Annotated in this window: 3 protein-coding genes; all 3 read right to left on the bottom strand. The window is 71.4% G+C overall.

Translation table 11 applies throughout. The annotated features are described in order from the left end of the window. Positions 1-8: 8 nt before the first annotated feature. Genes WG924_RS12220 through WG924_RS12210 form a run of 3 tightly spaced genes read right to left on the bottom strand, consistent with a single transcriptional unit; the run spans position 9 to position 17694 of the window. On the bottom strand, positions 9-6665 hold the full coding sequence (locus WG924_RS12220) for a non-ribosomal peptide synthetase (protein WP_345933317.1): 6657 nt from the start codon (positions 6663-6665) through the stop codon (positions 9-11). Continuing rightward, positions 6662-13252, bottom strand: coding sequence for a non-ribosomal peptide synthetase (locus WG924_RS12215; protein ID WP_345933316.1), 6591 nt, complete (start codon positions 13250-13252; stop codon positions 6662-6664). Before WG924_RS12215 ends, WG924_RS12220 begins: the two co-directional genes overlap by 4 nt. After that, entirely contained in the window at positions 13249-17694 is a 4446-nt protein-coding gene (locus tag WG924_RS12210; RefSeq protein WP_345933315.1) for a beta-ketoacyl synthase N-terminal-like domain-containing protein, read from the bottom strand. Before WG924_RS12210 ends, WG924_RS12215 begins: the two co-directional genes overlap by 4 nt. Positions 17695-17724: the final 30 nt, after the last annotated feature.

The raw sequence follows: 17724 nt of genomic DNA, 5'->3' as shown, positions 1-17724 counted from the left end.
TGACACGGTCATGCGGTCGGGGCCGCCGTGACAGGATGTGCCAGCAGGCGGTCGATCACCGCCGCCAGCCGGTCGACATGGGGCGGGAACACCATGGTGTCGTGCCGTCCTGGCACGGTCTCGACCGCCGGCATGCGGCCCAGCCGTGCAGCCCAACCACAGGATGGATCGGCACCGGCCAGAGATGCAAGCTCCGGTGTCAGCGCCTCGGCCGCGCGCAGGAAGGTGAGCGGGCCATCGTAATGGCCAAGCTCGGCCTCGCGCGCCAGCCGGCCCGAAATCCGGCACAGGGCCAGCAGCCGGTCGACCGTGCCTTCGGCGTCATGGGCGGGCAGGGCGCCGGCCGCGACCGCACGGGCGGCGACCAGGGCCACCCGCCGGGCATGATCCAGCGGTTCCAGCTCGGCCTCGGTCACGGCGAGGCCGGCCAGACCGGCCAGATAGGCGAGAAAGGCCTCGTCGCGGCGATAGCGGTCTTCCACCCGGGGCACGTGTTCGGGCGGGAAGGTATCGAGCAGCGCCAGCACCGCCACCACCTCGCCATCGGCCTGAAGCGTCGCCGCGATCTCATGGGCGACATGCCCGCCGAACGACCAGCCGATCAGATGATACGGCCCGTGCGGCTGCACCCGGCGGATGGCGGCGATATAGGCCCGCGCCATCTGGGCCAGCGTTTCATGCGGCGCCTCGCCCGGTTCGACACCGGCCGCCTGAAGCCCGTAAACCGGGCGGCCGGGCGCCAGGCGCTGCACCAGCGGCGCATAACAGAACACGGTCCCGCCGCCGGGTGGCAGGCAGAACACCGGCAGGCCCCGGCCGGCGCGGCGCAAGGGCACCAGCCCGGCGCCCGGCGCATCATGACCGCCGCCATCCGGCTGCCCATGGCGGCGAAGATGGTCGGCCATGTCGCGAACGGTGCCGGCGCGCATCAGCAGATCCAGCGGCACCGCGCGCCCGAAGCGCGCCTTGACCTCGGCCACCAGCCGCACCCCCAGCAGCGAATGGCCGCCCAGGGCAAAGAAATCCTCGTCGACACCGATCGGCGCGGTGCCGAGCATGGCTTCCCAGATCTCGACCAGCGTTGCTTCCAGACGGTCGGCCGGCAGGCTGCGGGGCCGATCCTGTCGAGCGGTGCCGGCGGCATCCGGCACGGGCAGGGCCTTTCGGTCGATCTTGCCCGAGGCGGTGAGCGGCATCCGCTCGATCACCATCACCGATGCCGGCACCATCGGCCCCGGCAGCACGGCGCGTGTCCTGGCGCGCAGCCGGTCGGCCAGGGCGGCATCGCGGCGCCGGGCCAGCGGGTCGTTGGTCAATGACGGCCGGCTGGCGCGATCGCGCGGGCGCGGCTGGCGGATCCAGGCGCGCAGATGCGGGCCCTGGGCGGCGCCCATGTGGTCGAACAGGGCATCCATCGCCGCCGGGTCGCCCGATGCGGCCGGCGCCAACCGCAGCGACCGGCCCAGCCGGTCGGCGACCTGCCACAGCGTCTCGGGGTCCATCGCCACCAGACCGGTGTTGCCGCGTGTGTCGATCAGGCCCAGCCCCTGAGCCAGCGCGCAATCATCGACCAGCCGGGCATTGGGAATGTCGGTGATCTCGATCGCGCCGGTGGTCTCGGCAAGCCGTCGCTCAAGCGCGCCGATAGCCGCCAGACTGTCCCAGCGATAGCGGCTGTCGATGGCAATGGCATCTGGTGTGCTGCCGAAAACCAGGGCGACGTCATAGCGGAAGCGCACCAGCTCGTTGTCGTCCGCCCCCCGCTTCACTGCGATCTCGACATGGGCGAGGCCGGGCAGCCGGCCGGTCAGGCCATGGAACCATGCCGGATCGAGCATCAGTTCCTCGTCGGCCAGAACCGCCTGCGTCACCGCCCGGGCACGGGCGGCATCGGCCGGGCCGGGCTGGCTGTGGGCCAGCACCGAGGCGTGGAAGGCCGCCGCCAGCCCATGATCGCGGATGTCGCCGACAAAGGCGGCACCCCGGCCTGCCAGCGCCTCGCCGATCCGCGTCAGCACCTGCAGCAGATGGTCGGGACCGGGGAAATACTGCGCCACCGAATTCATCACCACCAGATCGGCTGCAACGCCACCCAGCGGCAAGGGATCGGCCGCTTCCTGCCGCAGCAGACGGATCGGTGCGGCGGTTGTGCCGGATGCCGCGCGACCCGCTAGCCGCGCCTCCAGCCCGGCCAGGGTCGCGGCCGAAAAATCGGTGCCGAGACACGAGGCCACCTGCCCGGCCAGCGGTTCCAGCAGCAGCCCGGCGCCGCAGCCGATTTCCACCAGATGCGGCGGGTGTGCCGTCGGGAACAGCCGGCGGATGGCGGCAACCGTCTGGTCGCGCCAGCGGCGCATCTCGGCCGCCGGTATCGCGCGGCCGGTATAGCTGCTGTTCCAGCCGGCGAACAGGGCGTCGTCATCGGCCATGGCGTCGTGGTCGGGCAGGGTGTCGGCCGGGTCACCGATGCGGCTGTCGGCGCCGGCGGTATCCGCCGGCCCGGCGGTTTCATAAAGCGCCCGCCATTCGGCCACGCGGTCGCGGGCAAGGACGGCATCGCCTTGCGGATCGGCGCCCGGCCGCCGGGTCACCCAGGCGACCAGCCGCCGGTCGGCGATCCCGTCCATATCCCGGCCGGCAGGGCTGATCGCGGGGAAGAGCCGCCGATAGAACGGCGTCGCTTGGAAATCGGCGGCACCTTCGGGGGCCGGATGATTGGGACTGGTGACATCGAAGCGCTCCACTTCGCCATCCGGGGTCTCGATCCGGCCGGTGAGATGGAAATCGGGATTGATACCATTGGCATGCAGCCGCCGGTCGATGGTCAGATATACCCGGGTGCCGGCCGTGACCTTGCGGCCATCGCCGAACGCCGGCAGGAACACCGGCAGCCAGCAGCAGATCTCGCCCAGCGTGTCCATCACCATATCAGGCCGGGCATGCAGGTTCAGCCAGACCAGCAGGCCCGAGAGATGGCCATCGCGGGTGGCCGTCAGCACCAGATCGTGGCGGCTTTCGGTCGCGACCGGCCCGGCATGGTCCAGATCCTCGAACACGCCCGCATCGGTCAGCAGGTCGTCATGGCTCAGGCCCTTGATGCACAGCCTGAGGTCGAAGGCGCAGCCGCGATCCTGGAAGATCCGGCGGACATAGCCGGCGGTGAGGCTGGTGAAGCCCGGCTGGTCGCGGAACCCCTGCGGCAGTTCGACGCCCGCGACCATCGACCGGGTGCGGGCCGGAATCATGGTGGCCTCGGGCTTCAGCAGCCGCCAGGCATCGTTCAGGATCACGGCCGAGCCCTCGCAGCCGCCGATCGGGCCGATGATTTCCGACACGCACAGATCGGCGGGTTCGGGCAGGGTGACCTGCCGGGCATCGCCATGAATGACCGTGATCCGGTCGGCGAGACCCAGCCGGCGGATGGTTTCGGTGGCGGCCCTGGCCGATGATTCGAGAAGCTCGATCGCATAGACATGGGCGGCGCCGGCCTCGGCGCAGAACCGCGCCAGGATGGCATCGGCGCCGGTGCCGATCTCGACCACGATGCGGCCCGGCACGGCGGCGCGGATCGCCGCCCGGTAATGGGCGTTGCGGGCCTCGTCATGGGTCATCGCGTGATACAGCGTCTCGTCATAGACGAAATGCTCGGCGATCGACGGCCAGAGTTCCAGCCGGCGGCCATCGGCCAGTGCCGCGGCCGGGCGGATGGCGATCGGCGGCCCGTCACGGGCCGTGTCGGCATCAGGTACGGTGCCGGTATCGGGCGCCTTTGCCGATGCCAGCTCGACCACGTCCACCACAGCATCGGCCACAGCGGGATCCTGGCGCAGCACGGCTTCGATCTCGCCCGGCTCGATCCGGTTGCCGCCCAGCTTCACCTGGGCATCGATCCGGCCCAGATAGTCGAGCCTTCCATCGATGCGGCGGCGGACCAGATCGCCCGACCTGTACAGCCGCGCGCCCGGCCGGTCGGCCGAGGGATGGGGCACGAACCGGTCGGCGGTCAGGCCGGGGCGGCCGGCATAGCCACGCCCGACGCCCCGGCCGCCGATGCACAATTCGCCGGCGACGCCATCGGGCACGATCCGGCCATGGCGATCCAGGACCAGGATCTCGGCACCGTCGATGGCGGTGCCGATCGAGGGCGGCAGCCCGGCCGCATCATCGGCGTCGATGTCGACATCCATGGTGGCGCAGACCGATATCTCGGTCGGACCATAGGCATTGACCATCCGGCGGCCGGGGGCATGGCGCCGGACCAGGGCGGCGGGGCAGGCTTCGCCCGCGACCAGCAGCACCCGTATCTGTGGCAGATCGTGATCGATCGCCGCCAGCATCGAGGGGGTGAGGGTCGCGACCGTGATCGCCCGATCGGTCAGGAAACATGCCAGCGCCGCCGGGTCGCGCGCGACATCGGCCGGTACCGGCACCAGGGTGGCGCCGGCCAGCAGCGCCATCATCATTTCCGACAACGCCGCGTCGAAGCCGGGTGAGGCGATCTGTGCGACCCGGTCATCCGGGCCGATGCCGCATTGGCGGATCTGGGCGAGGGCCGTGTTCAGCAACCCGCCATGGCTGAGCATGGCACCCTTGGGCGTGCCGGTGGAGCCGGAGGTGAAGATGATATAGGCGAGGCGTGCCGCGTCGATCGCGGCGGTATCAGGCGGCGGCGCGTCATCCGCCATACCGATGGTGGCGATATCGGCCACGGCCGGTGCCTCGAACTCGTCAGATATGGCGGCAAGTGACGTCAGCCGGACGAGGCCGGCGTCATCGCTGAGCACAAGGCGCGGGCGGCCGGTTGCCAGCATCAGGGCCAGACGGGCATCGGGCTGGGCCGGATCGACCGGCAGATGGCAGGCGCCGGCCAGCCAGATGCCCAGGGTGGCGGCGATCTGGTCCGGGCCGCGATCGGCCAGCACCAGAACCACATCCTCGGCGCCGATGCCGCGCTGGCGGAGGCCGGCGGCGATGGCGGTCGCACGGGCGGCCAGTTGGCGATAGGTGCAGACGGCGCCATCGGCGCCGATCAGCGCCGGCCGGTCGCCGGCCTGTGCCGCGACCGCGAGCATGCTCCGCCCCAGATCGCCTGCGGGCGATGGCGGCGATGCAGCGCCCCGGCCACGGGCGATGGCGCGGGCAAGCCCGGCGTCATCCAGCAGCGGCAGCGCCGACAGGGTCATGTCGGGATGGTCGAGCCCGGCATCGAGCAGCACGATCCAGGCATCGATCATCGCGGCGACGCTGTCATGGTCGTAGAGCGCGGTCGCATAGGCGACGACCAGTTCGAACCCGGCCGGCGCGCCATCGGTGTCGGCGCGTTCGAAGACATGCCATTCCATGTCCATGCGGGTCTGGGTGATCGGCGCCTCGAACGGGCTGAGCCGCAGGCCGGGAAGGCTGATGCTGCCGGTGGCGGCGTTCTGGACCGCGAAGGCGATGCGGAACAGAGGCGGGCGGGCGGCGTCGCGTTCGGGCTGAAGCTCGGCCACCAGCCGTTCGAAAGGCAGATCCTGATGGTCATAGGCGGTCATCGCCGCCTGGCGGGTGCGCTGGATGATCTCCGCCATCGCCGGGTCGCCGGTCAACGGCACCCGCACCACCAGGGCGTTGACGAAAAAGCCGATCAACGCTTCGACATCCGGATGGGTGCGGTTGGCGACCGGAATGCCGACCGAGACATCGGTTTCACTGCTGAACCGGGCCATGAAGGCATTGAACGCCGCCAGCAGGATGATGAACGGCGTTGCCTTGGCGGCGCGGGCCGCGGCCGTCACCCGCCGCGCCAACGCGGCCGGCAGGCTGCGGGTGATGGTGGCGCCGTCGAACCGCTGAACCGGCGGGCGCGGCCGGTCCATCGGCAATTCGCCGGGCACGAAGCCATCGAGGGTTCGGCGCCAGTGATCGAGTTCCCGCGCCATCACCGGCCCTGACAGCCGGGCCCGCTGCCAGGCGGCGACATCGCCATACTGGCAGGCAAGCGGCGGCAGCGGATCGGGGCGGCCATCCAGGGCGGCCGCGTATTGGGCACCGATCTCGGCGGTCAGCACGCCGATCGACCAGCCATCGGACGCCACATGGTGCAGGGTCAGCAGCAGCAGATGCTCGTCCGTGGCCAGCCGGATCAGGCGGGTGCGCAGCTTCAGGGGCGAGGCGAGGTCGAAGGGGGCTGCCGCTTCGGCGGCGACCCGTGCCTGAATGTCTTCAGGGTCGGCACCACTCATATCCTCGACCGTCAGCGGCCAGTCGGATGGCGGCGGCGCGATCGCCTGTACCGGCCGGCCATCATGAGCGATCAGGCTGGTGCGCAGGGCTTCGTGGCGGGCCACGATGCGGGCAAAACAGGTGGCCAGCGCCGCCACATCCAGTTGCCCCGCCAGCCTGAGGGCGGCCGGCATGTTATAGGCCGCCGTGCCGGGCGCCAACTGGTCGATGAACCACAACCGCTCCTGCGCGAACGAGGCCGGCAGCGGCTGATCGCGCGGCACATGCGGGATCGGGGCGGCACCGGCCGTTCCGGTCTGGCGAGGGCCGCGGGGGGCATCCGCGTCGGCGGGGGCAGCGCGCTTCGCGGCCGCAAGCCTGCGCTCCAGGGCCGCGCGTTGCTCTGGCGTGAGCGCGCGCAGCCGGTCACGCAACTCGGCGGCAGAGGATCGGTCGCTCATCGCGGCAACTCCGTGGTGTCTTGATCCGTGCCGTCATCGTCGAACAGCGCGAGCAGATCGGCATCGGTCAGGTCGGCGAGTTCCGAGGCCAGGGCATCGGTGCGGGCATCGTCGATCACCGCCGCCAGATCGGCCAGAACCGGCGCCTCGAAGATGCGGGCGACGGCGAGGTCGACGGCGAGATCGCGGGCGATGCGGGCGACGAGCTGGGTGGCGCGCAGCGAATGGCCGCCGAGCGCGAAGAAATCATCGCCGGCATGGATACTGCCGCCATCGATCCCCAGCACCTCGGCCCAGAGGGCGGCGAGCGCGATTTCGGTGTCGGTGGCGGGCGGGGCCGATGCGGTGTCGCCGGCGAGCGTCAGGCCGTCGGTATCGGGCAAGGCGCGACGGTCGAGCTTGCCATTGGCCGATCTGGGCAGCGCCGGCGCGATCACCCAGCGCGCCGGGATCATCGGATCGGGCAGGCGGGCGCGGAGATGGCCGCGCAGGGCATCGGCGAGGGCGGCATCATCGCCGGGCATCACCCTGGGCTCGATATGGGCGACCAGGGTCGCGGCGCCGGCGATGGCGCGGACCACGACCAGCGCCTGGGCGACATCAGGATGGCTGCCCAGCGCGGCCTCGATCTCGCCCGGCTCGACCCGGACGCCGCGGATCTTCACCTGATCGTCGGCGCGGCCCAGATAGATCAGCCGGCCATCGGGCAGGCGGCGGACCCGGTCGCCGGTGCGATAGACCCGGCCGCCATCGGGGCCGGTGACGAAGCGCTCGGCGGTGCGGTCGGGGTCGCGATGATAGCCGATGGCCGGGGCCGTGCCGCCGACGCGCAGTTCCCCGGCCACGCCATCGGGCAATACCCGGCCCTGCGCATCGGTGACATAGAGCACGGCACCATCGACCGGCCGGCCGATCGCCGGGCGGTCCGGCCAAGGGTCGGAGACGTGGTCGACATCGCCCGGCTCCAGCAACTCGGCCGCGACGACATGGGTTTCGGTGGGGCCATACTGGTTATCGAGCCGGAAGGGGCTGCGGCGGCACCAGGCCCGGACGGCGGGGGTGATGCGCAATTGCTCGCCGGCGGTGATGACGGTGGTGACGCTGTCCGGGATGTGGTCGGGATGCTCGGCCAGATGATCGGCCAGCGCATGCAGCATCACCACCGGCAGGAACAGGCGGGTGATGGCGTGGTCGCCGATGAAGCGGGCGAGGGCGGCGGGATCGCGGCGGGTGGCATCGCAGGCCACGATCCAGCAGCCGCCCTCGGCCCAGGCGATGGCGGCTTCCTGAAGGCTGACATCGAAGCCGGTGGGGGCGAAGCCAAGGGTGCGAGCCGGTTCGGGATGGCGGGCGCGGTGCCAGCCGGCCAGTTGATCCAGCGTCCGCCATGCCACCGCCACCGCCTTGGGCGTGCCGGTGGAGCCCGAGGTGAACAGAAGATAGGCGAGGCTGTCGGGGCTGGTGGTGGCCGCAACGGCCTTGGGGTTGATGGTCGGGCGCGGATGGTGCGACCCATCCTCAACCACATGACCATCGGCATCGATCGCGATCACCGGGCAGGTCGGTGCCAGGCCGCGCAGGCGGGCTGCCAGATCCGGGCTGGCGATCAGCGCGGCCGGACCGGCGATATCGAGCATCGCTGCCAGCCGGGCATCCGGAAGGTCGCCATCCAGCGGCATCGCTCCGGCACCCGCCAGCCACAGGCCCAGCAGGCCGATGCCATGGGCGCGGCCACGCCCTGCCATGACCCCGACCGGCCGGCCGGAAACATTGCCGAGGCATGCCGCCAGCACGGCTGCGCGATCATGCAGGGTGGCGCGGCTGAGCATACCACCGGCATCGCCCAGCGCCGGGGCATCCGGCGCGTCGGTCAGACGGGCCAGGATCTCGTCGGGGATATGCGGGTGCCGGATGTCGGCGCCGCGCGATGCCCTGTCGATCCGCGCGGCTTCGGCCGCGTCCATCACCGGCAGCGCGTGCCATGCCGTGTCGGGCTGGTCGGCCATCGCGGTCAGCACCAGCGACAGCCGGCGGAGCAGGCCGTCCGCGCCATCATGGGTCATCCGGGCGGGATTGAAGGTGACGCTGAGCCCCCAATGTCCGGCTGATGCCGTGCCGTGGATTTCCACATCCAGCCGGGTGCCGATCAGCGGTGCCGGGCGGGGCGTGATGCCAAGCCCCGGCAGGGCGAGATCGGGGATGTCGTTGGTCTGCATCGCCACCAGCGTCCGGAACAGCGGGTTGTCGGTGCCGCTGCGCGGGATGGCAAGGGCGTCGACCAGCCGGTCGAAGGGCAGGGATTGATGGCTGAGTGCCGCCAATGTATCGGTGCGGATCGAGCCCAGAAGCTGGCGCAGGGTGGTGTGGTCATCAGCGGCGCCAAGGCTGCTGCGCAGCACCAGGGTGTTGACCATGAACCCGATCACCGCCTCGGCTTCGGTGCCGTTGCGGTTGGCGACCGGCGTGCCCAGCGCGAAATCCCGCTGGCCCGACAGCCGCGCCAGCATGATCTGCACAGCGGCCGATAACAGCATGAACGGCGTGGTGCCGGTGGCGCGCGCCAGATCATGCAGCCGGGCGGCGGTATCGGAAGGCAGGCTGAGGCTGGCGACCGGGTCGCGGTCGCGCGCGTCTTCCGTTGCCGTGGCCTCAGACGGCAACAGGTCTGTGGCGGCGGGCAGGCCATCGAGCCGCTGGCGCCACCAGGCAAGGTCACGTGGATGCAGCCGGGCCGCGTCGCGTGCCAGATCGGCATAGCGGGCCGGCAGGGGTGGCAAGCTGGCGCCGCCATAGAGGGCGGCCAATTCACGCACCAGCACCCCCAGCGACCAGCCATCGGCCGCCATATGATGCAGCACCACCACCAGATCATGGCGGGCGGGGCCGCGCCGGATCAGCACTGTGCGCAGGAACGGGCCACGGGCGAGGTCGAAGGCGGCTGCGGCGACATCGCGGGCGGCGATTGCCGCCGCCTGATCGGATGGCGCATCGATCACCGGCAGCGGCCAGGGCGCCGGCGCCGGCATCACCACCGCGCGTGGCGCGCCGTCATGTTCCACCACCACGGTGCGCAAGGGCGTGTGGCGGTCGACGATCCGCCGGAAGCTATCCGCCAGTCGATCGACATCGAGATCGCCGTCGAGGGTGAGGGCGGCGCTGATCACCGCGCCGCGCGGATCGGCGCCCAGCCGGTCGAGGAACCACCAGCGCGCCTGACCGGGGCTGAGCGGGCATTCGTCGGGCAGAACCGCGACGAAGGGGGGCAGGGGATCGGCGTCATCGCCATCATCATTCCCGGCGCCCGCCATCGCCAGCCGGTCGAGCTCCGCCGCCAGATCACCGAGCGTGGTGGCCTGGAACAACTGTGCCAGCGCCACGGGCCGGCCGGCTGCCGCCAACCGGGCCGCGACCCGGGCGGCAGCAAGGGAATGACCGCCCAGGGCGAAGAAATCATCGTCGGCCGCGATGCCGGTCCGGCCCAGAACCTCGCTCCAGACCCGTGCCACAAGCTGTTCGGTGGCGGTGCGGGGCATACGTTCGCCGGCCCGCGCTGCCGCCATCGGCGCCGGCAGCGCGCGGCGGTCGAGCTTGCCGCTGGTGGTCAGCGGCAGGGCATCCAGCACCATCCAGTCGACCGGCACCATATAGGCGGGCAGGCGCTGTTGCAGCAGCATGCGCAGGCGCGCGGTATCGACGGCGCTGCCTGTCGCCGCGACGACATAGGCCGCGAGCCGAGGGTCGGGGCCATCCTGGCGCAACAGCACCGCCGCATCTTCAACGCCGTCCAGGGCCTCGATCATGGCCGCGATCTCGACCGGCTCGATACGGTGACCGCGCAGCTTGACCTGATCATCGGCGCGGCCCAGGAAATCGAGCCGGCCATCATCGCGCAGCATCGCCAGATCGCCACTGGCATAGAGCCTGCCGCCATCATGGGCGGGTCGGAAGGCTTGTGCCGTGCGCGCGGGCGCGCCCAGATAGCCGCGGGCCAGGCCACGACCACCGATATGCAGCAGGCCGGGCATGCCGATGCCGACCGGATGACCGCCCCGGTTCAGGATATGAAGGCTGCCGCCGGTAATGGCGCCGCCGATATCGGGCAGCGGTGCCGCCGGATCCTCGCTGGGAAAGACGGTGCCTGACGTGGCTACAACCGCGGTTTCTGTGGGGCCGTAATTGTTGACCAGCCGGAAGGGCAGGGTGGCGGGCGGCCGCCGGGTCAGACGCTCGCCACCGGCCAGCATCACCCGCAGGGCGGCATCGGCCGGCCAGTCGGCATCCAGCAGACCATCGACCAGCGGTGTCGGCACGAAGGCATGGGTGATGCCAGAGGCGACCAGCCGGCGGCACAAGGCAGCACCAACGCCCAGGATCGCCGGCGGGATCGCCACCACCGTGCCGCCGGCCGCCAATGTCGGCCAGATCTCCCAGACCGCGGCATCGAAGGCCGGCCCGGCGATCAGGCTGGCGCGGCTCTCTGCGGTGACGCCGAAGGCTGTGACATGCCAATCGACCAGCCCGGCCAGCGCGGCATGAGACACGACAACGCCCTTGGGCGCGCCGGTCGAGCCGGAGGTATAGATGACATAGGCGGCATCGGTATCGGTCAGCAGCGCCGCGGCCATGGCCGTGGCACTGGTCGCGGTTGCCATGCCCGGCGCCACGCCGTCGGCCGTGACCGGCAGGGACGGCACGCCATCGGCGCGCAGCAGATCCATAAGCCCGGTATCGGCGGGTGGCGGGGCCATGATCACCGCCCGCGCGCCGCTGCCGCGCACCAGATCCACCAGCCGCGCCGGCGGGTGGCGCGGGTCCAGCGGCAGATAGGCGGCGCCGCGCGCCCAGGCGCCAAGGGCGGCAATGCCCGCAGCCCGGCCCGGCGGCAGGATCACCGCCACGATATCGCCGCGCCCGACGCCGCAACCGGCCAATGCCTCTGCCAGCGCACCGGCTGCGGCATCGAGACCCGCATGGCTGAGGCTGCCGCCGTCATCGACGATCGCCGGCGCATCCGGTGCGGCGGCGGCGGCAGCGGCCAGCCGCCGGGGCACCAGCGGTGCCGGCCCGGCTGCAGGGGGTGCCGCACGGGCGATGGCGTCGCGATCGTCGTCGAGCAGCGGCACCAGGGCCGAGACCCGACGGCCCGGATCGGCGGCAATCATTTCCAGCAGCACCACGAAGCGCCGGACAAGCCGTGTCATCCATACCGGATCGAACAGGGCGCTGTCCCACATCGCCATGCCGTCGAGCCGGCCATCGGCGCCGCGCGTGACATGCAGTTCCAGATCGAAGCGGGCAATCGCCTGATCGGTGTCGAGCCCGGTGACGGTCAGAGCGCCACCGCCGGCCGATGCCGTTCCGGCCAGCGTCTTTCCGGCCAGCGTCGTTCCGGCCAGGGCATTGCCCGAGGGCGTGTTCTGAAAGGCGAACACCGCCTGCACCACCGGATTGCGGCTGGGATCGCGCGGGGCCCCCAGCGCGTCGACCACCTGTTCGAACGGCAGATCCTGATGCGCCAGAATCTGGCGGGCCTCGTCGCGCAGCCGGGTCAGATGGGCGGTGAACGACAGGTCGCGGCTGAAATCGGCGCGGAAGGCCAGGGTGTTGACGAAAAAGCCGATCAGCGCCTCATGCTCGCGCCGCGTGCGGTTGGCGACCGGGGCTCCCAGGGCGAAATCGGTCTGGCCGGTGTGGTGATGGATCAGAAGCTGTACCGCGGCCATCAGGGTCTGGAACAGCGACGCGCCGTGGGCGCGGCCGATCGCTTCGACCGCTGTGGCGGTGGCGGCCGGGATCACGAACCGTCGCGACGCGCCGGCGAAGCGCTGAACCGGGGGGCGCGGGCGTGCCGCCGGCCAGTCGAGCGGCGGCACATCGGCCAGCCGCGCCCGCCACCAGGCGGCAAGCGCCGCATCCCGCCCGCCCGACAACCGCGCCCGCTGATCGGCGGCAACCGCCGCATAGCTGGTGGCAAGCGGTGCCAGATCCGGCGGTGTGCCATCCAGACGGCCGCGATAGATGGCCATCACCTCGTCGAACAGAATGGTCAGCGACCAGGCGTCGGCTGCGATGTGATGGACGGTCACCGACAGCACATGATCATCGGCCGCGAACCGGATCAGCACCGGCCGGATCACCGGTCCTGCGGCCAGATCGAAGGCGCCGCGGGCATCGGCCGTGGCCTCGGCACGCGCAGCCTCAAGATTGGCGGCCAACCGCCGGATCAGCACCCCGCCCGTCGGTGCCGCGCGGATGATCTGGCGTGGGCCGGCGGGGGTGTCGGCAAAAACCGTGCGCAGAACCGCATGCCGCTCGATCACCATCGCGAAGGCGCGGTCGAGCGCGTCGGTGTCGAGCGGCCCGGTCAGCCGCATGGCCGAGGCGACGTTATAGGCGGGGGTGCCGGGCTGAAGCCGGTCGAGAAACCACAGCCGCGCCTGGGCGAAGGACAGCGGCGCGCTATCATCATCATCGGTCGGCGACGGCGCGGGCGTGACGGCCTTTGTCTGCTGTGCGCGCATCCGTTCGAACAACGCACGCTGAGCCGGGCTCAGATTGTCGAGGCGCTTTGCCAGATCCCCGGTCATTCGGCCACCGTCTGTCCGTCGAGCCGGGCGAGCGCCTGGGCGATCTCGTCATCCGACATGGTTTCGATATCGGCGAGCAGGGCCGCCATCAGCGCGGCATCGTCGCTGCCGGCCGGTAGATCGGGTGCGGGCGTGAGGTCGGGAGCCGTGGCCCGGGCTTCGCGAATGACCGCCGCCATCTCGCCGGCGGTGACGGCCGCGAACAACCGGTCGGCGGGCAGATCGATGCCATGACGCTCCGCCATGAGGCTGAGGATGCGGGTGGCGATCAGGCTGTCGCCGCCGACGGCATAGAAATCGGCCTCGGGGCCGTCGGGAGTGACGCCCAGCAGGTCGTGCCAGAGCGACGCCACCATGGCCAGGGCGCCGTCGGCCTCTCCCCCTGACACGGCCTGTGTGTCCACGTCGGCCGGCGCCGGCGGTTGCGCGGCCAATGCCGATGCGGCGGTGGTGGCGAGGGCTCGCAAAGCCATGTCATCGGGCGGTGTGGCACCGCTCCAGGCAGCCGCATCGGCGCCGGTCGCGGCCTCGATGGCCCGGGCTTTGGCTGCGGCACAAGCCAGAGACAACGCGTCCGACTGCCCGGCCAGGGCGGGGTCGATCACGATATGGCGGCGCGCGGGCGGCAGGGCCGATGGATCGGAGGGCATGCCGGCCGCATGGACGATCAGGTCCAGCACTGCCGGCGGTGCCGCATGGCCGCGTTGTGCGATGAACAGCCGGGTGTCGGCATCGCCTGCATCGGGTAGCGGGGCAGTGGCCGTGAAACCGGCGGCGGCCAGCCGGTCCAGCCATGCGGGCATGTCGATGAGCGGCGAAGTCGTCCGGCCATCGGTCATCAGCCACCAGCCGGTGGCGAGGCCCCAGATGGCGTTGATCCAGCGGCGGCGCGCCACCAGTTCGGCCAGCAGCAGCAGCCCGCCGGGCCTGAGCAGATCGGCGGCATGGCTCAGCGCCGCGCCGATATCGGGGGTGGCATGAATGACGTCGAGCGCCAGCACGATATCGGCGCGTCCGGTCTCGATGCCCTGTGCCGCCGGGCTGCGGGCGATATCCAGCCGGGCGACGCTGACCTGATGCAGGCCGCGCGCCGCCAGTATGCCCCGGGCGCGGGCCAGGAATTCCTGGCTGATATCGGTGAACAGATACGAGACCGGCCGGTCGCCCAGCCGCGCCAGAACCGGTTCGGTGAAGCTGCCGGTGCCGCCGCCGATCTCGACGATCCGCGCGGTGCGGCCCTGGGAGGCCGCGTCATCCACGGCCCGCAGCACCGCATCCGCCGCCGCTGACAACACCCGGTCGCGGCTGGAATGGCGGGCGATCACCGGCCCTGCGGCATTGAACAGCCGCCCGGCATCGCGCCCGGCAATGACCGTGGCCGCAGGCCGGCGCCCGGCGAAGACATCGCCCGCAGCGGTCATGCAATGATCGATCAGCGCCACCAGCGGCCCATGTGCCGGGTCGATCGCCCGCACGGCCTCGGCGGCCATAGCGGGTGTCGGATGCTCAAGGATGCCGGCCTGCCAGATCAGGCGCGCGTCGCCCGGCGGTCCGTCGCCACAATCCTGCACCAGCCCGTCGGCTTCCAGATCGGCCAGGGCGGCATCGACCATCCGCCGGAAACCGGGGATGATGCTCAGCCGATCGGCCAGCGCCGCGCGGGCGATGCCGGCACCCGGCGTCAGGGGAATACCCGCCCGATGCAGCAGGGCCAGCGTATGGGCGGTGCACAGACGGTCCAGCGCCCGATCGAGCGCGGCCGCGCGGGGTGCTTCTGCAACCATGGCGTCGAGCCGGGCGCTGGCGGCGGCACGCACCGCCTGTGCCAGCCGATCGTCGTCGGCGCGCGGGTCCGGCTTGTGGGCGGCATCAATCGAGGCATCCGCAGCGGTATCGACCGCCACCGCGCCCAGCCGGTGCAGGGCCTGTACCATGGCGGTTCCGGCGGGCGTTCCGGCACCCAGAACCAGATGCCGGCCACCGGCGATGCCGTCTCCGTCACCACCATTGTCACCTGCATTGTCGTCGGGACGGTCGGCGTCATCGGGACGGTCGGTGGCGGCGGCAACCAGACGCCGCGCGCCATCCCATGCCACGGCGGGATCGCCGGCGGCGACCTCGGCCGCCAGCCGGGCCTGAAGTCGGGCTGCCAGGGCGGGGCTGATCTCGGATGCCCGTGGCAGATCGATCACGGTCAGATGAATGCCGGCCCGAGCCCGCAAGCCGGCCAGGGCGGCGAGGGCCGCAACCGGTGCCGGCTGCCGGCCCGGCAGACCAAGCCCGCCGGGCAGCAGCACGACCACCCGGCCCGCCAGATCATCCGACAGATCGCTCAGCTCGATGCGCCGCGACGGGGATGGCTCAGGGGCAAGCCCTGGCGCATCGTGGCCGCAGACCAGAATCCATGGGCTGGTGGTGTCGGGCTGGACGGTTGAAACCGGCAGCGCCGCTTCGATGAATTCCGGCCGCAAGAGACCGGTGGCGGCGGCAGCGACTGCCGGTGCCGCCGCCACCGGCGCCACATCCAGCCAGCAGCGCGTGGGGCGATAGGGCATCACCGGCAGCGGCACGCGGCGTGGCGTGGGCTCACCCGCGAACACGGCCTGCCAGTTCACCGCCACGCCCGACTGCCACAGCATCGCGAGCGCGGCGGCCTCGTCGCGCACATCGATGACCAGCGCGCCATCGACCGCCAGCGCGCCATCGACCGGCTGGGCGGCCTGATCGCCGAGCACCAGCCAGGCCGCGGGCAACCCGTCGATCTGGCCGCAGATCCCCCCCGGCGCCGGACGGGCTGCCGGATCGAGCGCCGGAAGCAGAGCCTGCCAACGGTGCATGTCGATACCGGATGTGGCCGCCATCGCCACCGGCCGGTCGCGCAGCAGTGGCAGGGAGGGCGTGGTCGGAGCTTGCGCCAGCAGACGCGCGGCCTGGGCCAGATCATCGGCGACCACCGCCCGGCGCGCGGCCAGGGCCGGCCGGCCGGTGGCGAGGCTGAAGGCCACGTCGCGGGCATCGGGTGCATGGGCTGCGGTGAAGGCCGTGGCCATCCGCCGGCTCAGGGCGTCCAGCATCGGCTGATCGGCGGCCGACAGCGCGAAGATCATAGGGTGCGCCGCTGTGGCCGCCGGGCGTGGTGCCGGTATCGGCGCCTGTTCGATGATACCATGCAGATTGGTGCCGCCCATGCCATAGCAGTTGATCCCGGCCCGGCGCGGGCCGCCATCGGTCGGCCAGCGGTCCAGCCGGCCGGCGATCCGGAACGGGGTCGCGTCCAGGCCGAGTTCCGGGCTGGGGCTGGTGACATTGGCGGTGGGGTAGATCTCGCCCTCGCGCACGCTGAGGATGGTCTTGATCAGCGACAGCATGCCGGCGGCGATGTCGAGATGGCCGATATTGCCCTTCACCGAGCCCAGCGCGCAGAAACCCCGGTCATCGGTGCCGGCATCGCGGAAGCCGCGGGCCAGGGCCGCCACCTCGATCGGGTCGCCGAGCGCCGTTGCCGTGCCATGGGCCTCGACATAGCCGATGCTGCGCGGATCAATCCCGGCCAGCCGGATCGCCCGGGCGATGGCTGCGGCCTGCCCGTCTTCGGCCGGGGCGGTGAACCCGATCTTGGCGCCGCCGTCATTGGTGATCGCGATCGCGCGGATCACCGCATGGATGTGGTCGCCATCGGCCAGCGCGTCATCCAGCCGGCGCAGGGCCACCACCGCGCCACCGCTGCCACCGACAGTGCCGTCGGCCGTGACGTCGAACGGCCGGCAACGGCCGGTGGGGCTTTCGATCGCGCCGGGCTGATGGATGTAGCCCGACGGATCGAGCCGGGTCAGGCAGGTGGCACCGGCCAGCGCCATGTCGCAATCACCGGCGGCAAGGCTGGCGACGGCGGCCTGGACCACGCTCAACCCGGTCGAGCAGCCGGTCTGGATGTTGACCGCCGGCCCGCGCAGATCCAGACGATGTGCCACCCGCAATGGCAGGAAATCGGATTTGGCGGCGAAACTGAGCGCGGTTGCCCCGAAGGTCGCCAGGGCCTCGCCGCCGGCCGCCAGCCGCTGCAACAGATACAGGCTGCTGCCACAGCCCCCGAAGACACCCACCCGGTTGCCGGCGGCCGGCGCCAGCCAGGCGGCATCTTCCAGCGCCTCGCGGCACAGTTCCAGAAACAGGCGGTGCTGGGGGTCGAGCAGTTCGGCTTCGCGCAGACCCAGACCGAACAGGGCATGATCGAAGCGGTCGATATCGGGCAGCATCGCGCCGGTGCCGACATAGCGCGGATGCCGGGCGACAGATGATGGCAGGCCGCGGGCCTCGGCCTCGGCTGCATCATGGCGGGGCAGCACGTCCCGGCCGTCGGCCAGAATCCGCCGGAAGGCCGCCGGGTCGGCGGCACCGATGGTGCGGCAGGACAGGCCGACGATGGCGATCGGACTTGTCACGGGTCGGGTATCGTCGGTCACGGGCCGGCT

This window comes from Tistrella arctica, assembly GCF_039630945.1.
Taxonomy (GTDB): domain Bacteria; phylum Pseudomonadota; class Alphaproteobacteria; order Tistrellales; family Tistrellaceae; genus Tistrella; species Tistrella bauzanensis.
This window is presented reverse-complemented; position numbering and strand designations above follow the sequence as displayed.

Coding starts and splice junctions, on each gene's coding strand:
- WG924_RS12215 (WP_345933316.1), bottom strand. CDS start 13,252: ATGACCGGGGATCTGGCAAAGCGCCTCGACAATCTGAGCCCGGCTCAG.
- WG924_RS12220 (WP_345933317.1), bottom strand. CDS start 6,665: ATGAGCGACCGATCCTCTGCCGCCGAGTTGCGTGACCGGCTGCGCGCG.